Here is a 23,239-nt window from a genome sequence, read left to right as displayed (position 1 = left end):
GCATCACCTTGCCAAGGTGAGGGTCGCGGGTTCGAATCCCGTCGTCCGCTCGGAGCGATTCTCGCCCAGTCCCCTGGGGGGAAGTTCCCCAGGTGGAGTGGCCGAGAGGCGAGGCAACGGACTGCAAATCCGTGTACACGGGTTCAAATCCCGTCTCCACCTCGGGCGATTGGCGCAGCGGTAGCGCGCTTCCCTGACACGGAAGAGGTCACTGGTTCGATCCCAGTATCGCCCACCATCATCACCCCTAGTCAAGGGGCTCTTCTCGGGCAGTGGCATACGGAACCGCTCACCTGTTCCCTCACTTTTCCCCTAGCGGGCCACGAAACGGGCTGTCAGCGCTCCTCGTCGGACTCTTCCACGTACTCGCCGCGGGCCGCCTCGGCCGCGGTCAGAACCGCGATCTTCTTCGAGACGCGCTTGGCGATAATGCGGTAGTTGACGAGAAACAGGTGCTGGTACACCTGACGGGTCAGACTGCTCCCGATCTTGTGGCCGATCTGCCGCTGGATCTGCTCGTCCGACATCCCGGCCGCGTACATGATCGAGACGCAGACGTGCCGCAGCTCGTGCGCGGTCAGGTCGACCCCCGACAGCTGCCGGGCCGCGGCCAGGTGCTTGCGCCACACCGCGTAGGACATGAAGCCGCCCTGCTCGCCGGGACACAGCAGCGTCCAGCGGTCGGCCAGGTCCCGGTTCGGGGCTCGCTTCTTGTCGGTGGTCGAGGCCTTACGTCGGGCTTGCCGGCGGGCGTCGCGTCCCGCCTCCAGCTCCAGTCCCCGGAGCCGGACGGCGTCGCGGCGACCGATGGCGGCCTCCGCCTGCTCGAAGATGATCAGGGGCCGCTTCGACGCAGCCGATTTGGCATCGTCCTGCCGGTACTCCCGTCGTCCCCCCGACTCGGTGGCCACGTCCCTCACCTGAATCGTCTTCATGGTCAGGTTGACCGCGGACACATCGAGGGCGGTGAGCTCCTCGATGCGCAGAGCCGTGTAGGCGATGATGCGGACCAGGTCGCCGTTACCTTCCCCGTTCGGTCCGTACAGGTCAGCGGCCCACTTCGGCAGCGGCCACAGCAGATCCAACGCTGATGCCAGCTTCTCGACCTCAGAGATTGACGGAATGAGGGCAGCCCGCCTGGTCGGCTCCTTGTCCCACACGGTCGGTAGCAGCGCAGCCGGAGACGCCCCCAGGTAGCCGGCCCTTACCGCGTCGCGGAACAGGGACCGGGCGACGCCGGCCACCGTGTTCTTGGTGGCGGCAGTGAGCGGGTCACCGGTCCGCTTGCCGTCCTTGTCGAGCTTTCGCAGTCCCGCGATGGTTTCGTACAGGTCGTCGTGGGTGATGGTCCGCAATTTGCGGTCCCCCAGCTTCGGCAGCAGGTAGGTGTCGCACATGTCCTCGGCCTTCTTCTGGGTGGCGCGGGGCCGCAGCACACCGGGGGCGCTGCCGTCTCGGGTCGGCTTGACGGCGAAAGAGTAGGAGTCCAGCCACTCGTCCACCCATTCGGCGAGCGTCGTCGACTTGGACTTGATCGCGACCGGGGCAGCAGCCGCGGCCGCGTCGGCGACCAGTTTGTCGAGCGCCCGCTGGGCTTGGACCTCGGTTCCCCAGAACGTCGTCGACGGCTGGTACTCCCTGCTCCTCGGGTCCCGGTAGCGCAGCTGCCAGCCGAGCTTCCCGAGCTTGGTTCGTTGCCGCCGGACCCGCTCGCCGTTGACGGTCACCGTTGCCAGGTATTTCTGCGGAGTCGGCCCGTCGTTTCTACCCATGCGCGCTACTGTGCCACGGGGAACGGACAGGGCAATGGCGATTGCGCCCAGCAGGTAGGCCAGCACCTTGCGCCTCATGACCACTGAAACGCGTGAGCCGTTGTGGCGGGTTGGCGAGGCTGCGGCTTTCCTCGGCTACAAGAAGGGGACCGTCTACAAGAAGGTGCGGGCGGGAGAGGTGCCGGTGCGTCGCATCGGTGGCGGGTTGCGGTTTGACCCGGCCGAGCTGGCGGCGATTGGACGGAATGAGGCGCCTGTCCCCCGGCCTCGCGCGGCTGCCACTCCTGTGGTTGTGGAGGCTGCCCCGCTTCCGGTGAAGGCGGCTGCGAAGCGTCCTCCCAAGCAGTCACGGAAGCCTCGCGTTGACCGGTATGCGCACCTACTCCGGACGGGCTAACGCCGAGGAAATTCACCCGATCGGGGGATACAGATCTGCTGGTGCTGCGGGGTCGCGCGGACACGGTGGGAGGGGACGGCAACCCCCTGCCGTCTGACCCCTCGGAGACCCACATGCACCTTCCCGCCCCCACCCGTCCGTTCCCTGTCGCTGAGCTGGAGCTGACCGACCGCTCCTACCCGTGCGACTGCGGCACCTGCCCCCGGTTCATCTACTTCGGCAGCTTCTGCGCCTCCTGCCTGGTCCACTGCGAGCTCGACGCGTTCTTCCCGCAGGAGCCGGTCGACTTCGGCGCCCTGTTCCCGCAGACGCCGGCGCACGACGCCATCACCGAGGCGGCCGCTGAGCGGTTCCTGTCAGAGGTGGCGTGATGGGCAAGCACAAGTCCCGCGGCGTCATGCCTGGCGTGCTCGACTCGAACGGGTACCCGAGCTACGGACCCAACAGGTCGGGCGCGAAGGCCGTTCTAAAGCCGCTACCTGGCAGCCTCGCGAACGTGAATCTTCACCAGAACTCGCGCTGCCTTCCTGGGCCACCGCCTGCGCCCGCGGACGTCAAGCTCTTCTTCGATCTCAACGTTGGGTGCTGCCCATGCGGGCACCAGACGACGGGCCCCGTCCTTTTCGCCCCCTCGGACGTGTCCCCGCCTATCGGGTTCCATCGAATCGGTGACGGCTGGGCAGCTTGTAACCCAGTGCCGGGGTGGGAGGAGCAAACCAGCGCCGCGACGGCTGTCCGCAAGCTCTCGAGGCAGGACGTGCGCGATCTCCTTGGACAGGCAGTCAGCGAGAGCATCCGAATTGAGGAGAGCCGCAGAGACAGCCACGCCGCCGAGGTGGCGTGGACTCAGCGGCACCTCGACAGGGACATGGAGAGGCTCGACGAGTCAGAGAGGTGTCTTCAGTACCGCAAGTGCTACGGCACCGCTCTGATGATCGAGGAGTCGGACATTCGAGAGGTTGCCCTCAAGTTGTCCAGCACCTGGTCAGGGACCCCGGAAGAGCTGTTGGCAGCAGCGGAGGCAGTGTCGTGCTGAGCGACGTGCGCACGATGGGTTGGGAGCCGGTCCCCGGCACCGCCACCATGTACCGCCAAATCGTCGAAGTGTCCGACGCCCCGTTCATGCTGTCGTGGGACCAGGACCCGGCTGCGGTGTACGACACCCGCGGCCACGTGACGCTGTTTCCGTACGACGTCGACCAGGAGTGGGAGGTAGCGGCGTGAGCTTCAAGCGTGACCGCCGAGTGAAGCACCACTACGACATCGCACGGAGAGTCGTCCTATGTCGTTACGCCGACGAGTTGACGGTGGCTCTTCAGGAGCTGGCAGCCGAGGAGGCTCTGGCCGAGGCCCTGCGTGAAAGACGAACCGAGCTTCAGACCGAGCTGCTCTTGATGGGCTGGGAAATACGTCAGCAGCTCGCTGACTGCGGTCCCTCTGTAGAGGACGTCGCTTGGGGTCTCGTGCCTGGCTGGAAGAGCTCTCTAACCGACCTTCTGGAGACGGCGAAGACGGTGGCAGCGTGAGTACCCCGACGGTGTACTCGGACCACTGCGACTGCTCGGACCGCTCGCGGGCCTTCCCCGCAGAGGCAGAGGTCACCGTCGACGTAGACGGTGAGTGTCATCCCGCAGGCCTCCACTGGAGGGACGGCGCCGGCTGGGTGCCGTGCGTGGTTGACGAGAGCAGCTACCGGACGCTACAGAAGACTGCCCTAGACCTCGGCCTGCCGGTCGCGCCCTTCGAGCATTACCTGACGGCTACAGAGTCGGCTGCTGCTGAGCTCAACCGGAAGTCTCTCTCGCACTGGCAGCGGGAGTACCGGAAGGCGCTCGAGAAGGAGCGTGCCCACCGCGCCTCCCTCGTGTCGGTGGCGGAGAACATCCTGGCGGAGAAGCGCTCCGGGCTGCTGACGGCGGAGTGCCGGCTGGCTGTCGCCGAGCTGAGTGACCCGCACCTGGCTGAGATGGCGACCCGGCTGCTCGACGAGGGCTGGTCGCAGTCGCCGCCGGCTCTGCTGGAGTCGGCGAAAGCGGTGCTCCGGTGAGGGACCCACGACACCTGCGGCACGCTCGAGCGATGGCTGTGTGCCACGAAAACGAGGCCGCGGACTGCCGGCGCATCGCAGCAGAGTGGCGCGGCGACCCCAGCTATCCAATGCGTGACAGGCACCTCCGCTACAACATCCGGTGCGCTCTCGAGGCTGAGGTTCGAGCCCTGTTCAACCGGGACAAGATCACGGTCGGGCAGCGGGATGCGGCTCTGGTCCTGTTGCCGGCGTGGCTCGGCGACGACGTCGTCGTGCTGCTAACTACCTCGGAGGCGGTCCTGGGGTGAGCTCAGACGCGCTGAAGGCGGATCTGGACGACTACGCGTACGACGCTGGTCACCAGCCGAAGATGGCCCCCGGTGACCTGTGGGGCTACCCGTTCCGCGGATGTACGTGCGGAGCGGTCACCGACCAGTCGCTGTACGAGCATACGGTGCTGGTCGGGGCCACCCTCTTCTGCGAGGAGCGGGGCCTGCCTGACGCTGCGGTCGACATCGTGGTGCGGCTGGTGATGAACGAGGGTCTGAATTGCGAGCTGAACGAGCTCGAGACGGCGGTCCTCGGACTGCTCGCGTAGGTCTCTCATCAGAGGGTGACAAGGGTCACACTCACAGCTCTTCTCACCTTCCCGCCGGCAGCAAATGTGGTGTGTACGAGCTCAACCTGAGCCCGGCAGAACGTTGCCGGGTCGCTCCCGGAGAACAACGTGATGCAAACACTCACCGCCTCCGGAGGCACCCATGAGCACCAACTTGTACACCGTCGACGAGCTGACCGAACGCGCACTGTCGGTTCAGAGCAGGCTCCTCGACCTCGAACACCACGGCCTCGACACGGCCCGCCAGCAGCGGACCCTGGACGCCATCGGCTACCAGCTGGCCCAGGACCACCCGTCCGCGGTGTCCGGCCTTCTGCGGCAGCTCAACGAACAGCGGGCCATCGCGCAGCGCGTCCACGTGGGCGTCGACTGCACGGTGTGCCCGGCTGAAGACTGGCGTGACTCCCTCGTCGTAGAGGGGGTTCTCGCGTGAACCGGGTCGTCCGCCGTGTTCCTGCGGCTGTCTTCCTGGTGCTGGTCCTGCTCGACGTGAGCAGCGGCACTACTGCCACCGAGTCCGTCTCCCCGACTGCAGGGCGACCGACCATCCACACGCGGGTCTTCCGCGACTACCCAGCTCCCGAGCTGATCACCTCACCGTCCAGGTGAGCCCATCCCCTGTCCGCCTTCACCAGCGGGCAGGGGATACCTGTTGCACCTGGGCTCTACTGGTCCGGCTGCGGACGATGAGTGCCAATTCTGACTGTGGCACACGAACGATTAGGGCCTCTCTAAGGGCTCGGGGTCACCAGGAGCTGTCCCAGTCGATGCGCACACCTTGCGCGAACTCGACGAGGGCTCGGGCGTCCAGCCTGCCGCAGTCCCGTAGGGCCCGGGCATGGTCGGTCAGGTAGCGGTAGCAGCGTGGGGACAGCGGCCCACCGACGAGCTCCCGTAGCTGACGGGCCGCGTAGGCGACGTGATAGCTGGCCAGCGGCTCGAACGCCTCACAGGAGTTAGGCTGATGCCATCTGCAATCGCCGTCCGCTGGGGCCGCCACCAGTTCCCCATCCCAGGCGCAGTGGCAGCAGCTGCCCACGATGCGCCGAGGGCCGTCGGCCACCCGGGGCTGAACGTGCGACACATTCGACAGCAGCCACCGGTCGCAGCACAGCTGGTCGCAGAAAACCAGCTTGGCGCCGTCGGTGGTGGTCAGTCGGGTGGTGATGATGTCGGTCACGCTGCGAGTCCTGGGCATGGCGCAGACAATCTCATGCACTCAGGACAGAACACGCTCACTGCGATCAAGGTGCCGGCCGCAGAGGCTCCGACAGTGGCCCGAATCTGTAGCGTAGGGATGCCCGAATCTGTAGCGTAGGGACGCCCGAAACGGGAGCGTAGGACTGTTGAGCGGTAACCAGCCTACGGGTCGTAGGGTGACCCAGGTCACTGTCACCGAAGATACTGTCATCGGTGATAGTGCCAAAACCGCACCGTTTCCGGAACGGTTTTGTCAGCTTGCGGCGCCGGGCTCATCCCAGGCGAACGCGGGCACAGCTGGCAGCTCAACGTCGGCCGGCCAGTCGAGGACACGCACCGGGTCGACCGCGGGCAGCCGCGGGGTCTTAGGGAGTACGGCGTCGGTGCTCATCGCAGCCACTACGGCCGGCGACACCAGGTATGGGGGCCGGTAGCTGCGAGGCCTGGACAGGAGCTTCACTCGACCACCTCCGACTGCTGAAGTACCCACTGCTGCTCGGCAGCAGTCAGGCGGTCGAATGCCAGCAGCAGCAGCGGCTCCAGGTGGCCGTAGACGATCCGGTCGACGTAGATGCGACGGTTGGTCTCAGCGCCGGCAGGTGTCGGCAGGTGCGGTCGCCCGCACGGGACAGCGGTGCACATCAGAGCCCCGCGTCTCGTAGAGCACGCTCGGTCGACTCGACGCACTCAGCCCAGAGGACCGAGTCGACGGGTTCGGCCGTCTCGTACCCTCCTGCCGGGTAGTCGGGCACTTCAGGGCGACGGTCGACGTAGTGACCCGGGCGCAGGTCAGCTACTGCTGCCCAGTTCGGCCCGAGACGTAAGTCGTCACGATCGGCTTCGCCCTCAGAGCCGAACCACTTGTCGAGGCGGGTGGTGTCTGCCGGCTCCTGCCCGTTCAGTTCCTCGTCGGCCTCCTCCTGCCAGTTGCGGGCCTCACGCCGGCGCGCCAATCTCCGCAGCTGCGGTCGGTGGGCTCGGGCGCAAGATGAGCACGCGCACGCCTCGTAGCTCATCGTCCGGCTGTTCGCCAGCAACTTCCAGTCCACGTCAGAGCCCCGCGTCTTCGTCGAGCAGCCGCAGCTGAACGTCGGGACCGTCGATGGCGGTGATGACCGCACGAGCGTCGTCGACCGTGTCGCCCTCGACGATGACCTCCTGGCCGACGGACAGCTGCTCGCGGTCTGTCTTGCGAAGCCGGGCGGTCACGAGGCGGCTGCGTCCGTAGATCGTGTAGTCGACCCAGATGCGCGGTGTGGTCACGTTGTTGATCTTGCCTGACTCCGTGAGCCAGGTCGGCGGATTCACGGCTGCTGCCTCGAAACGGCGGGCGGCTCCGGCCTGTATGGGTCCGCGGGCGATGACCGCATTCGGGGCATAGCGGGTGCCTGCGGTGAGGGATGGGAACACGTCAGGCTCCGCAGTCGTGGACGAACTCGATCGGCTCCTCGTCGAAGTCCTGACTCGGCTGCGGCCCGACGCCACCCATCGCGCCACAGACGCACCTTTCGGAAAGCTTTAGCAGCGCCAGCGCCTCGTCGGCTGCGGACTCGAGCAGGAACGTGGTCAGGGCGAGGTTGCGTCGCAGCCGGGCAGTCTCGGTCTCCTGGCCGCTCACAGCAGGGCCGCCTTCTGCATTCGACGAAGCATCTTCCGCTCAGCACCCGACCGGGTCCACGCCCGGACCGCGTCTAGCTCGGGCCAGAAGACCGCCTCAGCCTGCCAGCCACGGCCGAAGCGGTGGCCGGGCGTGACGCGATAGGTGTCGATGTGGACCATGACGATGACCGTGAGCGCGTCGCCGTTCGGGGCAAACGGTCCCGCTAACCTGGTCGGATGCCGCCGCAGGACTGGGAACGACAGGAGCGGCGCTTCGTCCTCACCGTCATGGGGCTGATGGCAGCTGCCGTCATAGCCTCCGCCGTGCTAGCCGTGCTCCTCAGGTAGGACGCAGCAGCGCCGACATGTGCACCCTCTCCAGGACAACGGGCAGGCGACTGCGGGCGAGCCAATGGTGGGCACCGTCCCTGGTCGCCACTACTGTCAAGACATGGAGAGGCCCGACGTGAGCTACCACCTTCACCGAGGCAACGCCCTCGACGCCTACCCCGACTGGCCGGCCCCCGCCACCATCATCAGCGACGGAGCCTACGGAGTCCGCGGCTTCCACGGAGACACCGTCAGCACCGACGGCCTCGTCGATTGGTACCGCCCACACGTCGAAGCGTGGAGTGAGGCCGCACACCCGTCGACCACACTGTGGTTCTGGAACACCGAAGTCGGATGGGCGACCGTCCACCCATTCCTCGCCGCGCACGGTTGGGAGTACGTCCAGACGGTCACGTGGGACAAGGGCATCGCGCACATCGCCGGCAACGTCAACGGACAGACCATCCGTCAGTTCCCCGTCGTCTCCGAGGTTGCCGTCCTCTACCGGCGCAAGTTCGCCATCGACACTCCATCCGGACCCCTGCCAGTCAAGCAGTGGCTGAGGCACGAGTGGCAGCGGGCAGGCATTCCGCTGTACCTGGCCAACGAGGCTTGTGGCGTCAAGAACGCCGCCACCCGCAAGTATCTGACGCAGGACTGGCTCTGGTACTGGCCGCCAGGAGACATGGTGGAGAAGCTCGCCGAGTATGCGAACACGCACGGGAAGTCCGGCTGGCCGTTCTACAGCGTCAACGGTGAAGACCCGGTGACGGCGAAAGAGTGGGACGGGCTCCGCTACCACTGGACGCACCAGCACGGCCTAACCAATGTGTGGCAGCGCGGCCCTCTTCACGACAACGAGCGGCTGAAGGGCACGCTGCGTCGGGCAGCCCCGCGGGTCTACAAGCCGGGTAAGGGCAGCTCAGCTCACCTGAATCAGAAGCCGCTCGAGTTCATGGAAAGGCAGGTGCGGGCGGTCACCCAGCCCCGAGACGTCGTGTGGGAGCCGTTCGGCGGGCTCGCGTCGGCTTCGGTGGCGTCTGTCGCGTTGGGGCGGGTGCCGTTCGCAGCGGAGCTCGACGAGAACTTCGCCGACATCGCTGCTGAGCGTCTGGCCGAAGCAGCCGCAGCTGCTGAACCCGACCTCGAGGAGATGGCGGCGGAGCAGCAGCTGCCGACCCTCACATGATCGAATGCGGTTATGACCGACGCGCCGCAGCACTCGCCTCAGCTTCCCACTGAGCCTGACCTCGATCCGGACGACCCGAAAACTCAACTTCAGCTGCGCCTCCGGACCGTCCTGCTGGGCCTGCCGTCGTTCTTCGAGTTCAACAACCACATCGCTGGGGTCGAGGCCACCGACCTATTTGCGCTGAACACGCTGCTCGGTGCCTCCATCGAGGGTCAGGTCGTCAAGGCGCTGAATCAGCAGCGCGCCCTGTGGGACCCGTACGACGAGTGGCTGGGCTACGTCTTCGTTCGACAGTCCCAGCGGTTCCCCGACGTGCTGCTCACCAAGAAGGGCGGCGCGGAGGGGCCAGCTATCGCCCTCGGTATCGAGCTGAAGGGTTGGTTCCTTCTGGCGAAAGAGGGCGTCCCCTCGTTTCGCTTCCAGACGACGCCGGCTGCGTGCGCACCACACGACCTGCTGGTGGTGGTGCCCTGGTATTTGGACAACGTCCTGTCGGGTTCGCCGGTCGCGGCTGAGCCGTTTGTCGTGTCGGCCCGATGGGCTGCTGAGTATCGCAACTACTGGTGGTCGCACTTGCGCCGCACGAAGGACGACTCGTCGATCACCTCACCTGCGGCTGCGAAGCCGTACCCGTCTTCTGATGCTCAGATTGTCGACTCGCCAGCTAGGGATGGGGGCGGCAACTTCGGCCGGCTGGCACGCGTGACAGGTCTGATGGACAACTTCGTCGGGCAGTCGAACGGCCTGGATGTCCTAGGGATCCGCATCCTCGATTGGTTCATGTTCCTCCGGGCGCACAGCGATCAGGCTGACCGTGCCGAGGTGACCTCGAAGGTGTTCCAGACTTACTTCAAGCTGTCGGGTGCGAAGTCGGATGTCCGAGCGCAGCGGGTGGCGGCTGCGTTGACCGAGCTCGCTGAAGCGTTGGGCGCCGACTAACGACCGCTACCCGCAGTTGGTGGTCCACGGCTGGGTGAGGTCGGCTCCCTGCGTCCAAAGCTTCTCGTGTTCGGTCAGCGCGAGCTCGGGGTCCACTGCGGCGATGCGGTCCCATACCGTCATGATCGCCGTCGGGCCCAGTGCAGGCTCTCCTTCGGAGAAGAAGCTCGCTGCTTCGCCGTCCGGCTGTATCCCGTGCAGAGCGTGGAGGTAGCCGGCGGCCACTTCGGCTCGGTTGAGCCGTGCCTGGACTGGCTCCGGGTCGAGGCTGTAAATGCGGGTGCCCAGGTCCTTCCTGCGCGCTGGCCGTGACGGCATCCCAGCGGCTTTGAGCGCCACTTTCTGCTCCCGGGTCACGAACGGTGCCCGTTGTCGGCCCGACAACCCCTCTTCGCGCTCGGCACCCAGCTCCCACTGGATGCGGTGCCACACACCAGCTCCCCGGAGGATGAGGATGTCGTCCACGGTCAGCGCTCCACCCAGCCGTTCGAGCAGCGTCTGCGCCATGGTCAGGTCGTCGTCGAAATCCACGCGGTGACCATAAGCGGAAAGCAGGCACCCGTCAGCCGAACAGGTCCAGCTGCTCGGCACCGTCAGACGTGACGAGCGGCACGAACTCGCCAGCGCCGGGCACGTCGACGGTGGGCTCGACCTCGTTGCCCCACACCGCCCAGCCGGGCGAGGCGACACGGGCGAACATCTCCAGCCTCTTTGCGTGGGGAAACGCGGAGACGATGTAATCACGAATCGCCGCTGGCTTCTCCGAGTGCCGGCCCGACTTGATCGAAAACACAGACGAGCGGCGCAGGGGCTGGGCCGGAGGGCTGAACTTGCCCTTGACCCCCACCAGCAGGAGCTCGTGCTGACCTCTCCACCAGTAGCCCATGCCCAGCCGCTGCTTGTCCCAGATCGAGCACGACTTGTAGGTGAAGCCCCAAGCCGCCATCACCTCGAGCGCCTCGGGCAGCTTGGGAGCTACCGCCCACAGGTAGAGGACTGCGTTGTCCGAGGCTGGCACCTCAAGTGCGCAGATGTCCTCGTGGGTCATGGTCGGGTACTGGTTCTCGATAGCTCTGGACGCGGACCTTGAGAAGCCGTAGCGCCAGGGCGGGTCGGCGTAGATGAGGTCGAAGCGGGCAGACTCTGGGGTGGCCGTAGTCGGCGCAGTGGGGCTCATGTACCGGACCGTTGGCGCCTATCGACCAGCCCAATGTGACGCTGCTAACACCCGGCCCAGGCCTGTTTTTCGGTGCCGATTCAAGAACGCGGATCACGGTCAGCGACCCCTATCGCGTCAGTTTCAACCTCGTTTTCGCGTCCCCAGCGCGACGAAAACGGCCCCTGGCGGCGAGGTTGCGGAAGTCGGCCTACCTTTCGCGACTTTGGCGGTATCTGTACCTACCGCCGATCGCCGTCAGGAGGATGGCTCCTGTGGCGGCTCCTCGTCGTCGGCGTGCTGCCAGCTCCACGACCCGTACGCGTCCTCACTGGCCTGACGGACCTTCCCAGCTGACGGTGGCGGGCCCTGCAGGACCGAACCCAAGTCAGCCGGCCTGATCTGGGTGTCCTCGTCGAACTCGAACTCGAGCGACTCGTCAGCAGCCCTGTCCTCGAGCAGGTCGTCAGGAAGGGGCCCTGTTTGCCCACTCTGACGCAGGCCCTCGACCACGTCCTCCTGGAAGGCGGCGAGACGCCGTGCACGATACGACTCCATGCTCCGGTTCGCCCAGTCGGAGAACTCCTGGCTGTAGCCGTTCTCGTCCTCGGCCCACTCGCCCACGGGTTGCTCGTCGTCGCTCATACCGGTCACTGTGCGCGCGACGTGCGGTTGGCCACTCGCACCGCCCCGCCACGTCGGGTCATCCTCTGGAGGTCCGGTCAGCCAGGCGGGCGGGTCGACCATCTCCTCCGTGTCCGCTAACAGCCACGCGAGCCGGGCCCAATGTCGGGCCTCCCGCAGCTGACGCACCAGCTCATGAACAGCCCGCAGCCCATGGTCGAGCGTCTGCTGCCGCTCCTCCCCGCTCATCTTGGCGCCGGCCAGCTCGTGCAGGGCAGCCTCCGCACACGTGTCCGGCTCGTCCTCCGGATGGTGCTGCCCGGGCGGCTCCAGCGGGATTGGTGAGACCCGCCATGGAGCGGCGGTGACGGACTCCCAATCGGTGTCTTCGTCGTCCATCGGGGGGATGCGGCGGGTGGCCATCCACTTCCGGTACGACTCGTCGGAGTCTCGATCCGCCCACCCAGATTCGGCTGACATCTCCTGGCGGAACTTCGGAACGTCGACGGAGTGGTCTAGGTGGGACAGCGCCCCGCGCGTACCAGGGCGTTGGGCAGTCTCCGGCCGCGGATCGGGCGACGGCTCGCGTTCGCTCGCTTGTGGGGCATGTCCGTCCTGCTCACTCATGCCCGGATCGTACGATCGGATCAGAAGTCTTCGTCGGTGTAGCCCTCGGCGGGGGCGATGCTCGCCAGTAGCGCGTCACGTCGGGCGGTCTCGGCTGGTTCCTCGTCTCCAAACCAGGCATCCGTGATGGCCTGCTGACTGCGCTCCGGCCGTGGCACGGGCACCGGCTCGTCCAGCCAGGTGAGGTCGCGGCCGTTCGGGTCGATGCCGCGAGCCTCTGCCTCGGCGGTGGACCGGTCCGCGTACTCGTCAGCGTTCATGCTTCACACCGTAGGCGCGAGCCGGGACACCGGTACGCTGTCCCGGCTCGGGGATGAGCTGTAGGAGACCACACCCATGCCTGACACTCTCCGCTGTTGCTGGTCCGGCTGCGACCAGGCACCCGCCTTCGTCCTGTCCGCGATGCACACCATCTCGCTGAACGGCCGTAGCGAGCGCATCGTCTGCGCTGATCACCTGGCCGGGCTGGTGGTGACCCTCGACGACGACTTACTGGAACGGAACCCTCTCGACACCTTGAACGTGGCCCACCTGGGCCGGCGCCCACTGACCGAGGAGGACGTCGACCGCGGTAACGCGGCGATGAAGGCTGCCCAGGCGCAGTTCTACCAGCGGCACAACCAAGCCGACGTGACAGCACCCCGCACCGGGTAGATGCGGGGTTGCTGCGGTTGGTGAGGGTCAGAGCCGAAGTAGTCGCCGGACCAAACGCCTCAGGAGCGACGGCGGCACAGCTACCGGGTAGCCCAAACGGCGAAGCAGTGCTCTGAACTCCGGGTCGACCTGTGGGTTCTCGACGCTCACAGCGCCACCCCGTACTTTCCGGCCAGGTCCTCGAGCGCCCGGACGATGACCTCCAGTTTGGCGACGTGGACCGGGTCCGGATAGTCGCGTCCCTTCTCCTCCGACCGCTTGGCTGCGGCCAGGATGCGCTGATGCTCGGACAGTGCTCCGACCAGGTAGCCGGCGTACTGGGCGTGCGCTGCGGTGATGGCCTGGTCGCGGTTGTCGACGGTCAGGGCGGTGCTCACGACTCGTCCTCGTCTTCCAGCTCCGCGAGAAGCCGCTCGGCCTCCTCGACAACCCGAAGGCCGGCGTGGTCGACTCCGAGAACCTGCTCGGCCTCAGCTACGACCAGCTGCTCATCGAGTCGGGCGCGCCAGCCACCCGGGGTCGTGTTAGCCCAGTCGACCCAGGCGCGGGCCTCGTCTACCTCAGTCCAGCTCACGACTTCTCCCCTGTCACCGCGGTGCTCCTGGTATGAAGGCTGTTGAGGAAGTTAACCTGCGCGACACGCTCGGCCTCGAAGGCTGCGTAGTCCTCAGCGCACGCACGCAGGTCGGTCTTGTCGGCCTCGAGCTCGGCGACCTGCCCGGTGAGGCGGGCGTTTTCCTCGAGCAGCCACGCCAGGTCGGCCGGGGCGTTGGCGATGAAATCGACAAGCTCACCGTCTGCGTCGTCGATGGTGAGGACGCGCATGTCGTCCCAGCAGTCGAAGATGGCAGCAGTCATGGACTTCCCGTCGTATCGAGGAATCCACCAGGGAGCGGTGGCCGGAGGGTCTACGACCCCAGAGGCCACGAGCCGGGCGCGGATGGCGTCGACGCGGTCAGTAATGCTCACGACGTCACCACGACCCGCTCCGGGCAGCCCTCGCCGTGGTAGGTGCCGTTGAGCGTGCAGCTGTTGACGTGGTGACCCTTGCGGGCCCTCTCGGACTCTGCCAGCTCCTTCCGCAGCTGCTCCACCTCGTCGGCGAGCGCGGCCAGCAGGGTCGGCGCCTGCGCGATGAGCTCGGCGTCCTCCAGGCTGCAAGCCCCGTACTCACTGTGCGGGTCTCGGGCGACTGCGTCTCCCCGGTGGTCGTACGTGGTGTTCTCGGGCAGTCCGCGCACGTCGGCCCTCTCATCCTTGCGCACTACGTACCACGGTCCGGGGGTGGCCTTGGAGAGCAGTGCCCGCGCCGCTGCCACGTTGTCGGTGTCAATCATGGTGGTGGTCTCCTGCAGCCGGCGGTAGGTGGGGTTCCGGCTACAGAGGTCACCGTTCGCGCCAAGGCAGGGTCAGCAATGGCTGCGCGCTGATGTGATGCAACGCACGGACCCCCAGCCGGGATGGCCAGGGGTCGTAGCGGGTCGGTCAGTACAGCGCGAGCGGGTTCGCGGTCACCAGGTCGATGACGTGTGCGATGGCGAACGGCACGCACAGCAGCAGGTAGAGGCAGCTCAGCATCGCCACGGTGAGGAACCCGACGACAGTCTCCTGCATCGACTCAACCATCAGCACGACCATGGTCAGGCCTCCGTCTCTCCGAACTCGCCGGCCTCGATGCGGTGCCCCATATCGACCGCTTGCCACAGCACCAGACCCTCGGGGAGGCAGCTGTCGTTGGCGATGGCTCGGACGACCCCGTGCGCGGCCCACGGCAGCAGCTCGGCCACCTGGCCGCGCAGATTCTCGGCTTCGTCGGCAGCCGCCCACTGGGCCGCAGTGACCGTGTTGACCGCATCCTCCAGCTGGCCAATGGTGTCGGCAGCGGACTCGAGGTCGGTGCGGGCGAGCCGCAGCTGCGCTTCGACGTGAGCGACCCGAGCCAGCAGGAACGTGATGTCGGCGGGTGCGTTGGCAACCGCGGTTTCACCGTCGTAGGTCTCGGTAGCGGCCGCAGCACGACCCCACTCCGAGCCAGGCCACGGGTCGTCGTACTCGTTGGCAGCGTCGAGCCGAGCCTTGATGGCGACTAGGCGCTCACCGGCCTGGGCGTCATCCCGAGTGGGCAGCAGCGACGTGAGCAGCGTCCGGAAGCGGGCTGCGGCGGTCACAGCAGGCTCCCGTCGAGGTCGTCGTAGCAGACGGGGCAGTCGATCTGCTCTCCGGCGAGGAGGGCACGGAAGTCGGCCAGGGTGACGGAGGGCTCGCAAATGGTGCGACGGTCGAAGCCCTCGTTGTCGTACTTGGTGGCTGTGTGGCAGAGGCGGACTCTGACGGGGTCGTGCTCGTCCATGGGGGTCGTGTCTCCTGTGCCGGGATAGGTAGGGGTCCGGCTCACCTGACCGTTGCTGCCACCGCACCCGTGCCTAGAGCTGGGAGGGAGACAATCGTCCGGCTCCGTGTGGCGTGCATCACGCCGTCCAGGTCACAGCTTCAACCGTTCCCCTGCGGAGAACCTGAGAGCCGGGTTAACGTTGCCGGCCGCTTCGCCAGCCGACCGCCGAAGGAATTGTCTTGCGCACCGCCCGCCTCATCGCCACCGCCGTGGCCACCCTGCTCCTCAGCGCCACCGCAGTCCCCGCCCACGCAGACGACGCACCCGTCGACCCGCCCGCCCCGGTCTGCACGTTCAGCAACGCAAAGGTGAGCCCGTCGGGTGTCGTCCTCGGCATCAAGAAGATCAAGCATGTGAAGGTCACCGCCACCGCTGCCAACTGCGAGAACGAAGGCCCTGCGGCAGTCGAGTTCGACGGCAACATGGACGTTGCCGGACCGTTCGAGCCGTCCGCCACAGACCCCACCAAGTGGTCGGGCACCGTCCGGCTTGTCCCGAAGTGGCTGTACAACTCCGACGCCGGCAAGGGTAAGGGGATGGTCGTCTTCGAGGACGGCAGCACCCCAGTTAGCTTGGGCGCCAACTTCACCCTCAAGCGCGCGTCCCGACTTGACGTGGGCGGTCTGCCGAGCAAGATCAAGAAGAACAAGAAGTTCTACTACGGAGCGTTCCTTGATGTCGCCAACTGGGAGGGTCCCTGGTACGGCGCCCAGGAGGGCAAGAAGGTCCGGCTTCAGACCCACACCAAAGGCCACAAGTACAAGACCATCAAGACGGTCACGAGCTTCTACGGGCAGAACGGCGGCTTCCTTCCAGCCACGGCCAGGCTGAAGAAGACGACCTGGTTCCGGTGGGTGTTCGACGGCACGGCCACGACGTCTGCGGTGACTGCTTACGCCGGCCACGTCACGGTCAAGAAGTAGCCGCCATGTCTGAGACTCCCCGGCAGCTGCCGTTCAAGTGGTACCGCTCTTCTGACATCGACGGGTCTCCGCACCTGATTGTCGACGCGGCTGTAGCCGACCTGTCCGAGTGGCGGGTTGAGATTACCGACCGCTTCGGCAACCAAACGCTGAAGCCGTTCGAGCTCAGCACCGCCGACCGACGCCCTGACGGCTCCATGTCGCTGAACCCGTACGTGTTCAGCTCGGAGATGGTGCCGGCCTGGCTGCTGTGTCTGGAGTTGGATGTGGGGTCGATTATCAGCCCGGACGGCACCCGCTACCTGTGAGCAGCTCTGAACCGGAGCAGCTGGAGCGGGTGGAGCCGGAGGCGACAGCAGCGCTCGGCGGGCAGTTCACGCTCATCCAGTAGGCGACAGCGTTCGTATGCCACAGTGAGAATTCGCCTCAGGACGCAGCCTCGAGCGCCTTCCTGACAGCGGCACCGAACGCCTGAACCTGAGCCGGCGTCATCCCCACCTCCGGGTCAGCAGCAGCAGCCTGAACGGCCGCCAACACGGTCGCAGCAGCCTCACGCGAAGGCCGCTCCTGCGCCACCTGCAAAGCCTTCGCATCCAGCCCCAGCCGGACCATGTTCCCCAGCGTCCGGTCACACTGCGCCACCGCCGCCTGATAGACCCCGATGACCGCACGAGCCTGCTCACCCAACAGCGAGTCACCCGGGCCAGTCAACGTCAGCTCCCACGACGACAGCTCCTCCATCTGCTGAGCCGCCAGTTCCTTGAACGCCCACATCTCCCCAGCCAACCGCGCGTAGTAGGCGACCGGGTCCGTCACCGGCTCCACCAGCTCCTTCACCAGCTGACCCTGAATGCGCGCCGTCAACGTCGTCCGAGCCGCCTTCGCCCTCACCTGCGGGCTGTTCCCCCCGTGGACGCGACACACCGTCGCGCCCTTGATCGGAGGCAGACCGCACGGCGAACCGTCCTTTTTGTGGCCGACGCACTTCACTGGTCTCACCAAAGATTGTCCGGTCATAGGTCACAGCCCCGGAACACGGTTCAGGGTGACCGTGCGCTTCAGCGACTTGCCGCCCTCACGCATCCCGAACACGAGATGGCCGTTCAGCCACGACAGCGACTCCGGCTCCGTCTGCGAACCCGGACGCACCGTGCTCAGCGACGTGTAGCCCGCCCACAGGAACTCGTGGACACCGCGGCTCTTGCCCGTCTGCCCGGTCAGCACGTAGACCCGGTCAGCGTCGAAACCGAACCCCTGGAATACGCCCAGGTCGGGGGTAGTGACGGTAGCGAGGAGCTTCCCCGCGATGCTGTAGCGGCGGAACGTCCACGTGCTGCCAGTGGTCGCCTTGGTGGCGTAGCCAGCGACGCCAGGCTTGCCGAGGGTCACGCACAGGCTGCCATCGGAGACTCCCGGCAGCTTGGCCACCCCGGAGGAGCTCTTCGTGACGGTGCCTGCCCGGTAGATGACCGTGTACGCGTCGCGACCCCACGGCGTCCACACCCGGAGCTGCGGCTTCCCGGCGACGGTGACGACATCCACGGCAGCCTGCGACGGGTGACCTCCACCCGACAGCACCATCGTCGACTTGAGCTTGCCGTTCGAGTCGATCCAGTGCCAGCGGCTGTCGGTCTTGTGGTACTGCTGCGCGATCAGAAACTCCGACTTCCCGTTCCACTGGAAGGGGTAGACACCCTGAATCAGGCTGATGTTCGAGGCGAACTTGCCGGGCAGCTGCGCCAGCTTGATCGTGGTGACCGGACTCGTGGTGGGCGCCGTGGTCGGCTTGGGAGTCGTGGTCGGCTTCGGGGTGGCCTTCGGAGTCGACACGACGACCGGCGACTTCACGGGGACGGCCGGGGTGGCATCTGCTGCTCCGGCGCCGGCGGCAGCGACGACGACGATCGGGGCGACGATCTTGATCGGGCTTTTCTTCTTGACCGGCGTCTTCGTGTCCCACAGGGTCGCGTAGTCCAGCTTGAGCGCCTTCACCTTGGCGGCGTTGGTCAGCAGCCGCACCCGAGCGATACGACGAGCTGACGTGGCCGAGCCGGGGACGGCCTTCGCAGCCTTCGTCCAGTCCTGCGCGAGGAACGCGGCCCGGGTGTTCGCCCAGACGTACTGACCCTTAGCATTCTTCGCGGATCCGAACTTCGGTCCGTTCTGCCACATGAGGTCCATCGCGGCGAGCTGGGCGTCAGCCGGCCAGGTGCCGAACTGGGGGAAGTCGGTCGAGAACGTCTTCAGGAACTCGGCGGTCTTCGCCATCAGCAGTTTGTTGATATCGGCCGCGGTCAGGTGAAGGGTCGCATAGGTCCGGTAGACGTAGCCTCCCTTGCTGCGCAGCGACTGCCTCGCTTTGGTCTGGCGCCACTCCGCGGCGACCTGGGCCGGGGTGGCTTTGGTCCCAGCCTTCGTGTACCAGGTGAGCTTCTGGGTAGCTGCGACACTGTCGATCAAGTTCCCGGTGCCGGTGGTGACGAGACCGCGAGTATCGAGGTACATCCACGAGCAGACGCCCTCGTACCGGGCACACATGGCCGGCCAGGCCTTCGCCACCGACGGACGCAGCCCGCTCGTCGTGGCAGGTAGCTTGACGGGCTTCGGTGACGGCTTCGGCTTGGTCGGGGCCGTCTTCGTCAGGTACGGGGACTTGGCCGAGCCGATCGCGTAGTAGTTGCCGGCGACCGTGACCGCGTTCCAACGACCGAACAGGTAGACCCGCTTGACCGAGTTGATCTTGAACTCGCGCTTCCGGACGTGCTTGACCTGACGGGCCGAGTTGACGGCGATCAGCTCGTCGACGGCGACGTACCAGGTCTCGGTCAGCTTCTTGGTGGGCGCGTTCTTCAGCTGGTTCTTCGGATTGAGCGGGCTCTTCGCCCAGGAGCCGAGCTTGGTCGACGGGCCGGTGTAGCCGCGGGAGCCGACGAGTCCGTCTCCACCGCGCTTCCACTCGCGGACCTGAGCCTGCGCCTGCGGGTGGAGCGAGTCGTAGGACTCGTTCGAGGCGCAGTGGATGTGTTCGTTGCCGTCGTGGATGTTGCTGACGGTTCGGCCCTGGAAGCTGTCGACGCAGAAACCTCTCGGGAACGCGATGATTCCGCAGCTGATGAGCAGGGACGCTAGGTGCCACACTTGGCTCTTGGTGAGCCCGCGGACGGAGATGTCGAACGCCCCGAGTCCGAAGTGCGTCTTGGCGCTGGCAGCCACCGCACCTGACAGGCCGCCTTGGGTCAGGACGATCTTGTGGCCGAACTCCTGCTGGACGGCGGCGAGAATCTCGGCGTCGCGCACGGGGACGCGTCCGCCGTTGAACCAGACGTAGTGCGTCTTCCAGCGGGAGGAGTAGTAGGTGGTCGCCATGGCTCTGACCGTCCGCGCGACCAGGGGTGCGGCAAGCTGCCGGAAACGCAGCGACCGGACCAGCCGCGAGGGCCCGTCCGGTGCGTGCGCCGGGGGTGGTCAGAAGGCAAGCCCCGACTCTCGGGCCGCCTGATCGAGGTTCCTACGGACTGCGTCTCCGCCACCGCCCCCGAAGCCCTTTCCGGAGGACTCGAGCTCCCGATGCTGAGCAACTCGCAGCTTCCACTTAGCCCCAACGGTTCCGACAGACTTAAGCTTGGCGGGAGCTTCCGGTGCCTTTTCACCCGAGTTCGCAGCGTCCTGGACTCCGTCGACGTAGCGCTGCCATTTCGCCTTCACCTCTGCGTAGGCAGCCATCCCGCTCAGCTGCTCCTTTGAGACGGCGTCAGGCTTCTGCCACTTGGTCCCCATGCCGGCGCCGAGGTCAGCGACGCGGCTGTGCTGGCCCTGCCACTCGACCTCGACCTTGAACCCGCCGGCAATGTGGCGCGCGACGGGAACGCACATCCACATGCGCTCGTCGGTGTTCGGCACCGTCTCAGGCTGGCCGGGGCCCGGCTCCGGGTTGACCAGCCGCTCGGGCCGCCACGGAATAACCAAGGCGTCGAGCTTGTGGACAATGCCGCGGCTGTCCCGGATGGAGCGGACCGTCGGCTCCTCCCAGTCTTTGTCGTTCTCGTTGCGCTGGAGGGCAAGGATAACCATGACGTTCCACCTGCGGGCAATCCGTTGAAGCATCGCGGTCTGCCACTCGAGCAGCTTCACCGTGTTGTCCGGGTGCGGCGGAGGCGTGTAGCCGGGGAAGCGAGCCTTAAACGCAGCCGGGTCGTCAGGAACGACGTGGGAAAGCTGGTCGACGACGACCACACCGGCGGGTGTCCCCGCAGGCCAGGTTTGCGTCCAGTCTCCGACCTCGTAGCCCATCTGCGAGCATGACGCCTGGGTCGGCGAAACCTCGATATCGAGACCGGACAGGTACTCCATGCCCTTGTCGTAGTCCTCGGGGACGTCCTCCTTGACCCCGTCCTTGATGAAACCGGCGCGGATGTCGCCAATGTTGCCCGTGGCGACGTTCGAGTTCCACCGGTTAACGGTGTCAGTCGGCTCGTCCTCAAAGGTAAAGACGAGGGTGGGGATGTTCTGAGCTGCGAAGTTGACGAGCCACTGACCGAGGATGGTCGTCTTGCCGGTCTTGGTCGATGCGGCGACCCCGATGACTCGACCCGGCTGGAACATCGGAGCTGCGAGCTTGTCGAACGACTCGACGCCAGTCTTCAGCCCTACGACGCCGTGCTCCCTCCGGGCCTCCAGCTCGGCGACGGCCTGAGCTGCCAGGTCGCGAACCTTGATGCGGCCGGTACGCATCGGGACCTTGGTGGCGAGCTCTGCGTCGACGACCTCCTTCGCCCGACGCCGGTTCCGCTCCTGCTCGATGGCCTGCTGCTCTGGGGACGGGCGGGCGATGAGGGTGCCGGTGTGGTCGAACACCACGTCCTCTCCGGGGTTTCGTCCCGCGACAGCGATGGCCGCGGTGATGGGGCTGGGCCCGAGGCCGGACGGCGCCTCGACCTCTCCGGACAGGACCTGCAGCTCGACGACGGGACCGTCGACGTCCCAGGGGTTCTCGTCGGGTGCCGGCCCGAAGCCGGACTCGAACATGCTGCTCATGCCGACAGCCCCTTCGAGCGTGCCCGCTGGGCGGTTCCGGTGAGGGAGTTGATGATGTGGTCCTCGTCGGCGAACTTCCGGCTGGCGGACGCAACGCACGCGTGAACCCACCACTTGTGACCGTCGTCTCCGAGGGCCTTCGCCGCCTTGTTCGCCCGGGTGATGGCTGGGTAACTGATGCTCTCGTCGACAAGGTTGCGGAGGGCGTGTGCGAGGACCTCGTTACGCAGGGCTCCGAGGGGTTTGTCGGAGAGCTTGAGCTCTTCGGCTACAGCTGCCAGGGTCTCGGCCTCTCCGAGCGCCCTGATGTAGCCCTCGAACGGGGAACCGCTGGCGGACAGGAACTCGGGGATAGTGACAGTGCGGAAGTCGGCCAGCATCTCCGTCATGGTCGGCTCGTCGTTGGTAGCTGCCTTCGTGAGAGACTTGCGGGCCGCCTTGACGGCGGGCGGCGCCTGCTGGCAGAGCTCGCACTTCTCCTGCGGCTTCTCCGCGTGCTTCCCCTCGTTGTGGTAGCGGATGAGCTGACCGCGGGAGGAAGACGCGGGGCGGGTCTCGGAGCCACCCTTGTCGGGGCGCTGGTTCTTCGACCAGCCGCTGATGAGCAGCTGCTCGTCGTCGTCGGTGGTGACGAGCAGACCGCAGGAGAGCAACTCGGCAATGGCCTGAGCAGTCGCGTCCTCCCCGCCCTTGAGCCGGATGACGAACTGGACGTCTCCGGCGTCGGACGGGACGAGACCATTGAGGCCCTGCGCTGCGGTGAGAGGCAACAGCAGCAGGAACGCGAGCCGGGCGGAGTCGCTGAGGCGCATGAACCGGGCGTCGCTGAGAATCTTGGTGTGCAGGGAGAGCCACGTCATCGAGGTCGACGGGGTGTTGTTGGTGGTCACTGGGCGTCTCCCGCCCCGGAGCAGAGTGAGCAGTCGGAGTTGGCGGTGCCGGCGTGCTTGCCGGCGTTGTGCCAGCGGACCAGGGCGGAGGAGCGGCTGGTGGCCGCGCGACGCTCGTTGCTGTTCTGGACTGCGCCAAAGCTCTCCCAGTCAGCCAGCTTGCCGAACGTGTCGGTCTCGGTGGCAAGAAAGAACCCATTCATCCGGAGCTCTTCGACATCGTCGGTCCACCGCTGGACTGCACGGTCGCTGTACGTCTCGTCCAGCCAGTAGAGGAGGCTGAGTCCGTCTCGAGGGATGCGGGTCCAACCGTGGCGGGAAGCCTCCAGCCACAGCCGGATGAGGGAGTGCTGAGCGGTTGGGGTCAACCGGATGAAGCGTGGGTTGGCGTAAAAGTGCGGCACGGTCGCGTAGGGCGTACGTGGTGCAGTCGGTCGGGTGAAAACCTCCATCATGCGGGCCCTCCCAGACCCGGCCGGTCGGGGTGTTCCCGATTCGCAGTTGCCGGCTGACGGGGACCGTGTGCGCCCGGGCGCCGAGCACAAGTAGGTTCTTCAGTAAGAGTTGAGCCGCCCCCGGACTGCGACTCCGGGGGCGGCTCGTGAGCATAGATGAGGTGCTCGACGGGGACCGTTGCGGGCTCAACCATGAGCGCAACCAGGTCGAGGTGGTGCGGTCGTGACTCGTTGAGGCCGGTCGAGGGCAAACCTCAGTCAGTCAGTCAAGTCAATCTCTCAGTCCTTCTCTCTCTCCAGGTCAGTTACTGACAGACAACTGAGATGACTGTCAGTCAACTGAGATTTGGGTCAGTCACTGTCAGTTGACTGACAGACAACTGAGCAACCGGAGACAGCAGAAAGCC

At 66.3% G+C, this 23,239-nt stretch carries 37 protein-coding genes and 2 tRNA genes; 17 read left to right on the top strand and 22 right to left on the bottom strand.

The window, feature by feature from the left end; genetic code table 11:
* Window positions 1-91: 91 nt before the first annotated feature.
* Together ACFE7W_RS14710 and ACFE7W_RS14705 are read left to right on the top strand one after the other, a co-directional pair.
* Window positions 92-162: transfer RNA gene (locus ACFE7W_RS14710), tRNA-Cys, on the top strand.
* A 1-nt stretch (window position 163) separates the two neighbouring features.
* A tRNA-Val gene (locus ACFE7W_RS14705) sits at window positions 164-238 on the top strand.
* Window positions 239-335: 97 nt separating this feature from the next.
* On the opposite strand, the gene ACFE7W_RS14700 is transcribed toward ACFE7W_RS14705, so the two are convergent.
* Entirely contained in the window at window positions 336-1,772 is a 1,437-nt protein-coding gene (locus ACFE7W_RS14700) for a tyrosine-type recombinase/integrase (protein WP_375425552.1), read from the bottom strand.
* A gap of 76 nt (window positions 1,773-1,848) precedes the next feature.
* Here ACFE7W_RS14700 and ACFE7W_RS14695 point away from each other — a divergent pair, with 76 nt between their 5' ends.
* From ACFE7W_RS14695 to ACFE7W_RS14650, 10 genes are all read left to right on the top strand, one after another.
* The gene (locus ACFE7W_RS14695; protein WP_375425551.1) at window positions 1,849-2,169 is read left to right on the top strand and encodes a helix-turn-helix domain-containing protein; all 321 of its coding nucleotides are present in this window, start codon (window positions 1,849-1,851) and stop codon (window positions 2,167-2,169) included.
* Between the two features lie 113 nt (window positions 2,170-2,282).
* On the top strand, window positions 2,283-2,540 hold the full coding sequence (locus ACFE7W_RS14690) for a hypothetical protein (protein ID WP_375425550.1): 258 nt from the start codon (window positions 2,283-2,285) through the stop codon (window positions 2,538-2,540).
* Window positions 2,540-3,205, top strand: coding sequence for a hypothetical protein (locus tag ACFE7W_RS14685; RefSeq protein ID WP_375425549.1), 666 nt, complete (start codon window positions 2,540-2,542; stop codon window positions 3,203-3,205). The genes ACFE7W_RS14690 and ACFE7W_RS14685 overlap by 1 nt, the downstream gene beginning before the upstream one ends.
* Entirely contained in the window at window positions 3,199-3,393 is a 195-nt protein-coding gene (locus ACFE7W_RS14680) for a hypothetical protein (RefSeq protein ID WP_375425548.1), read from the top strand. Before ACFE7W_RS14685 ends, ACFE7W_RS14680 begins: the two co-directional genes overlap by 7 nt.
* Complete coding sequence (locus ACFE7W_RS14675) at window positions 3,390-3,695, top strand: hypothetical protein (RefSeq protein WP_375425547.1); 306 nt, start codon at window positions 3,390-3,392, stop codon at window positions 3,693-3,695. Before ACFE7W_RS14680 ends, ACFE7W_RS14675 begins: the two co-directional genes overlap by 4 nt.
* Before the next feature lie 146 nt (window positions 3,696-3,841).
* Complete coding sequence (locus ACFE7W_RS14670) at window positions 3,842-4,216, top strand: hypothetical protein (protein ID WP_375425546.1); 375 nt, start codon at window positions 3,842-3,844, stop codon at window positions 4,214-4,216.
* Between the two features lie 32 nt (window positions 4,217-4,248).
* Entirely contained in the window at window positions 4,249-4,506 is a 258-nt protein-coding gene (locus tag ACFE7W_RS14665; RefSeq protein WP_375425545.1) for a hypothetical protein, read from the top strand.
* On the top strand, window positions 4,503-4,796 hold the full coding sequence (locus tag ACFE7W_RS14660; protein ID WP_375425544.1) for a hypothetical protein: 294 nt from the start codon (window positions 4,503-4,505) through the stop codon (window positions 4,794-4,796). The genes ACFE7W_RS14665 and ACFE7W_RS14660 overlap by 4 nt, the downstream gene beginning before the upstream one ends.
* A 163-nt stretch (window positions 4,797-4,959) precedes the next feature.
* Window positions 4,960-5,250, top strand: a complete 291-nt coding sequence (locus tag ACFE7W_RS14655; RefSeq protein WP_375425543.1) for a hypothetical protein — start codon at window positions 4,960-4,962, stop codon at window positions 5,248-5,250.
* On the top strand, window positions 5,247-5,426 hold the full coding sequence (locus tag ACFE7W_RS14650; RefSeq protein ID WP_375425542.1) for a hypothetical protein: 180 nt from the start codon (window positions 5,247-5,249) through the stop codon (window positions 5,424-5,426). Before ACFE7W_RS14655 ends, ACFE7W_RS14650 begins: the two co-directional genes overlap by 4 nt.
* A gap of 136 nt (window positions 5,427-5,562) precedes the next feature.
* Here the strand turns inward: ACFE7W_RS14650 and ACFE7W_RS14645 are convergent, their stop codons facing one another.
* From ACFE7W_RS14645 to ACFE7W_RS14625, 5 genes are all read right to left on the bottom strand, one after another.
* Window positions 5,563-5,997, bottom strand: a complete 435-nt coding sequence (locus tag ACFE7W_RS14645; RefSeq protein ID WP_375425541.1) for a hypothetical protein — start codon at window positions 5,995-5,997, stop codon at window positions 5,563-5,565.
* A gap of 476 nt (window positions 5,998-6,473) precedes the next feature.
* The gene (locus ACFE7W_RS14640; protein WP_375425540.1) at window positions 6,474-6,659 is read right to left on the bottom strand and encodes a hypothetical protein; all 186 of its coding nucleotides are present in this window, start codon (window positions 6,657-6,659) and stop codon (window positions 6,474-6,476) included.
* A gap of 408 nt (window positions 6,660-7,067) precedes the next feature.
* On the bottom strand, window positions 7,068-7,325 hold the full coding sequence (locus ACFE7W_RS14635; RefSeq protein WP_375425539.1) for a hypothetical protein: 258 nt from the start codon (window positions 7,323-7,325) through the stop codon (window positions 7,068-7,070).
* Window positions 7,326-7,428: 103 nt separating this feature from the next.
* Complete coding sequence (locus tag ACFE7W_RS14630; protein WP_375425538.1) at window positions 7,429-7,635, bottom strand: hypothetical protein; 207 nt, start codon at window positions 7,633-7,635, stop codon at window positions 7,429-7,431.
* Window positions 7,632-7,796, bottom strand: a complete 165-nt coding sequence (locus ACFE7W_RS14625; protein ID WP_375425537.1) for a hypothetical protein — start codon at window positions 7,794-7,796, stop codon at window positions 7,632-7,634. The genes ACFE7W_RS14630 and ACFE7W_RS14625 overlap by 4 nt, the downstream gene beginning before the upstream one ends.
* Window positions 7,797-8,067: 271 nt before the next feature.
* Here ACFE7W_RS14625 and ACFE7W_RS14620 point away from each other — a divergent pair, with 271 nt between their 5' ends.
* Window positions 8,068-9,135: a DNA methyltransferase gene (locus tag ACFE7W_RS14620; RefSeq protein ID WP_375425536.1), complete on the top strand. Its 1,068-nt coding sequence runs from the start codon at window positions 8,068-8,070 to the stop codon at window positions 9,133-9,135.
* Between the two features lie 12 nt (window positions 9,136-9,147).
* Entirely contained in the window at window positions 9,148-10,077 is a 930-nt protein-coding gene (locus ACFE7W_RS14615) for a hypothetical protein (protein ID WP_375425535.1), read from the top strand.
* Window positions 10,078-10,083: 6 nt separating this feature from the next.
* On the opposite strand, the gene ACFE7W_RS14610 is transcribed toward ACFE7W_RS14615, so the two are convergent.
* From ACFE7W_RS14610 to ACFE7W_RS14595, 4 genes are all read right to left on the bottom strand, one after another.
* Window positions 10,084-10,608: a hypothetical protein gene (locus tag ACFE7W_RS14610; RefSeq protein ID WP_375425534.1), complete on the bottom strand. Its 525-nt coding sequence runs from the start codon at window positions 10,606-10,608 to the stop codon at window positions 10,084-10,086.
* 31 nt (window positions 10,609-10,639) lie between these two features.
* Window positions 10,640-11,254: an MT-A70 family methyltransferase gene (locus ACFE7W_RS14605; protein WP_375425533.1), complete on the bottom strand. Its 615-nt coding sequence runs from the start codon at window positions 11,252-11,254 to the stop codon at window positions 10,640-10,642.
* 237 nt (window positions 11,255-11,491) lie between these two features.
* Window positions 11,492-12,280, bottom strand: a complete 789-nt coding sequence (locus ACFE7W_RS14600) for a hypothetical protein (protein WP_375425532.1) — start codon at window positions 12,278-12,280, stop codon at window positions 11,492-11,494.
* Between the two features lie 224 nt (window positions 12,281-12,504).
* Window positions 12,505-12,744: a hypothetical protein gene (locus tag ACFE7W_RS14595; protein ID WP_375425531.1), complete on the bottom strand. Its 240-nt coding sequence runs from the start codon at window positions 12,742-12,744 to the stop codon at window positions 12,505-12,507.
* 76 nt (window positions 12,745-12,820) lie between these two features.
* Here ACFE7W_RS14595 and ACFE7W_RS14590 point away from each other — a divergent pair, with 76 nt between their 5' ends.
* Window positions 12,821-13,138, top strand: coding sequence for a hypothetical protein (locus tag ACFE7W_RS14590; protein WP_375425530.1), 318 nt, complete (start codon window positions 12,821-12,823; stop codon window positions 13,136-13,138).
* 146 nt (window positions 13,139-13,284) lie between these two features.
* Here the strand turns inward: ACFE7W_RS14590 and ACFE7W_RS14585 are convergent, their stop codons facing one another.
* The 7 genes from ACFE7W_RS14585 to ACFE7W_RS14555 all read right to left on the bottom strand — a co-directional run bounded on the left by ACFE7W_RS14585 (window position 13,285) and on the right by ACFE7W_RS14555 (window position 15,488).
* Window positions 13,285-13,515, bottom strand: a complete 231-nt coding sequence (locus ACFE7W_RS14585; protein ID WP_375425529.1) for a hypothetical protein — start codon at window positions 13,513-13,515, stop codon at window positions 13,285-13,287.
* Window positions 13,512-13,712, bottom strand: a complete 201-nt coding sequence (locus ACFE7W_RS14580; RefSeq protein ID WP_375425528.1) for a hypothetical protein — start codon at window positions 13,710-13,712, stop codon at window positions 13,512-13,514. Before ACFE7W_RS14580 ends, ACFE7W_RS14585 begins: the two co-directional genes overlap by 4 nt.
* Window positions 13,709-13,996, bottom strand: a complete 288-nt coding sequence (locus ACFE7W_RS14575; RefSeq protein ID WP_375425527.1) for a hypothetical protein — start codon at window positions 13,994-13,996, stop codon at window positions 13,709-13,711. The genes ACFE7W_RS14580 and ACFE7W_RS14575 overlap by 4 nt, the downstream gene beginning before the upstream one ends.
* Before the next feature lie 107 nt (window positions 13,997-14,103).
* Window positions 14,104-14,475: a hypothetical protein gene (locus ACFE7W_RS14570; RefSeq protein ID WP_375425526.1), complete on the bottom strand. Its 372-nt coding sequence runs from the start codon at window positions 14,473-14,475 to the stop codon at window positions 14,104-14,106.
* Window positions 14,476-14,623: 148 nt separating this feature from the next.
* Complete coding sequence (locus ACFE7W_RS14565; RefSeq protein ID WP_375425525.1) at window positions 14,624-14,752, bottom strand: hypothetical protein; 129 nt, start codon at window positions 14,750-14,752, stop codon at window positions 14,624-14,626.
* 26 nt (window positions 14,753-14,778) lie between these two features.
* Window positions 14,779-15,306 (bottom strand): hypothetical protein, encoded by a 528-nt coding sequence (locus ACFE7W_RS14560; RefSeq protein WP_375425524.1) that lies wholly within the window; start codon window positions 15,304-15,306, stop codon window positions 14,779-14,781.
* Entirely contained in the window at window positions 15,303-15,488 is a 186-nt protein-coding gene (locus tag ACFE7W_RS14555; RefSeq protein WP_375425523.1) for a hypothetical protein, read from the bottom strand. The genes ACFE7W_RS14560 and ACFE7W_RS14555 overlap by 4 nt, the downstream gene beginning before the upstream one ends.
* 221 nt (window positions 15,489-15,709) lie before the next feature.
* Here ACFE7W_RS14555 and ACFE7W_RS14550 point away from each other — a divergent pair, with 221 nt between their 5' ends.
* Both ACFE7W_RS14550 and ACFE7W_RS14545 read left to right on the top strand, forming a co-directional pair.
* Window positions 15,710-16,453, top strand: coding sequence for a hypothetical protein (locus tag ACFE7W_RS14550; protein ID WP_375425522.1), 744 nt, complete (start codon window positions 15,710-15,712; stop codon window positions 16,451-16,453).
* 5 nt (window positions 16,454-16,458) lie between these two features.
* Window positions 16,459-16,761 (top strand): hypothetical protein, encoded by a 303-nt coding sequence (locus ACFE7W_RS14545; RefSeq protein ID WP_375425521.1) that lies wholly within the window; start codon window positions 16,459-16,461, stop codon window positions 16,759-16,761.
* Between the two features lie 118 nt (window positions 16,762-16,879).
* On the opposite strand, the gene ACFE7W_RS14540 is transcribed toward ACFE7W_RS14545, so the two are convergent.
* From ACFE7W_RS14540 to ACFE7W_RS14520, 5 genes are all read right to left on the bottom strand, one after another.
* Window positions 16,880-17,290, bottom strand: coding sequence for a hypothetical protein (locus ACFE7W_RS14540; RefSeq protein ID WP_375425520.1), 411 nt, complete (start codon window positions 17,288-17,290; stop codon window positions 16,880-16,882).
* Between the two features lie 183 nt (window positions 17,291-17,473).
* The gene (locus ACFE7W_RS14535) at window positions 17,474-19,819 is read right to left on the bottom strand and encodes a hypothetical protein (protein ID WP_375425519.1); all 2,346 of its coding nucleotides are present in this window, start codon (window positions 19,817-19,819) and stop codon (window positions 17,474-17,476) included.
* A 99-nt stretch (window positions 19,820-19,918) separates the two neighbouring features.
* Window positions 19,919-21,487, bottom strand: coding sequence for a DnaB-like helicase C-terminal domain-containing protein (locus ACFE7W_RS14530; RefSeq protein ID WP_375425518.1), 1,569 nt, complete (start codon window positions 21,485-21,487; stop codon window positions 19,919-19,921).
* The gene (locus ACFE7W_RS14525) at window positions 21,484-22,377 is read right to left on the bottom strand and encodes a hypothetical protein (protein WP_375425517.1); all 894 of its coding nucleotides are present in this window, start codon (window positions 22,375-22,377) and stop codon (window positions 21,484-21,486) included. The genes ACFE7W_RS14530 and ACFE7W_RS14525 overlap by 4 nt, the downstream gene beginning before the upstream one ends.
* Window positions 22,374-22,580: a hypothetical protein gene (locus ACFE7W_RS14520; RefSeq protein WP_375425516.1), complete on the bottom strand. Its 207-nt coding sequence runs from the start codon at window positions 22,578-22,580 to the stop codon at window positions 22,374-22,376. The genes ACFE7W_RS14525 and ACFE7W_RS14520 overlap by 4 nt, the downstream gene beginning before the upstream one ends.
* Between the last annotated feature and the right edge of the window lie 659 nt (window positions 22,581-23,239).

Origin of the sequence: uncultured Friedmanniella sp. (assembly GCF_964244285.1) — a bacterium.
Classification (GTDB): domain Bacteria; phylum Actinomycetota; class Actinomycetes; order Propionibacteriales; family Propionibacteriaceae; genus Microlunatus.
The sequence above is the reverse complement of the archived record's forward strand: the minus strand, read 5'-3'. Positions and strand labels throughout refer to the sequence as shown.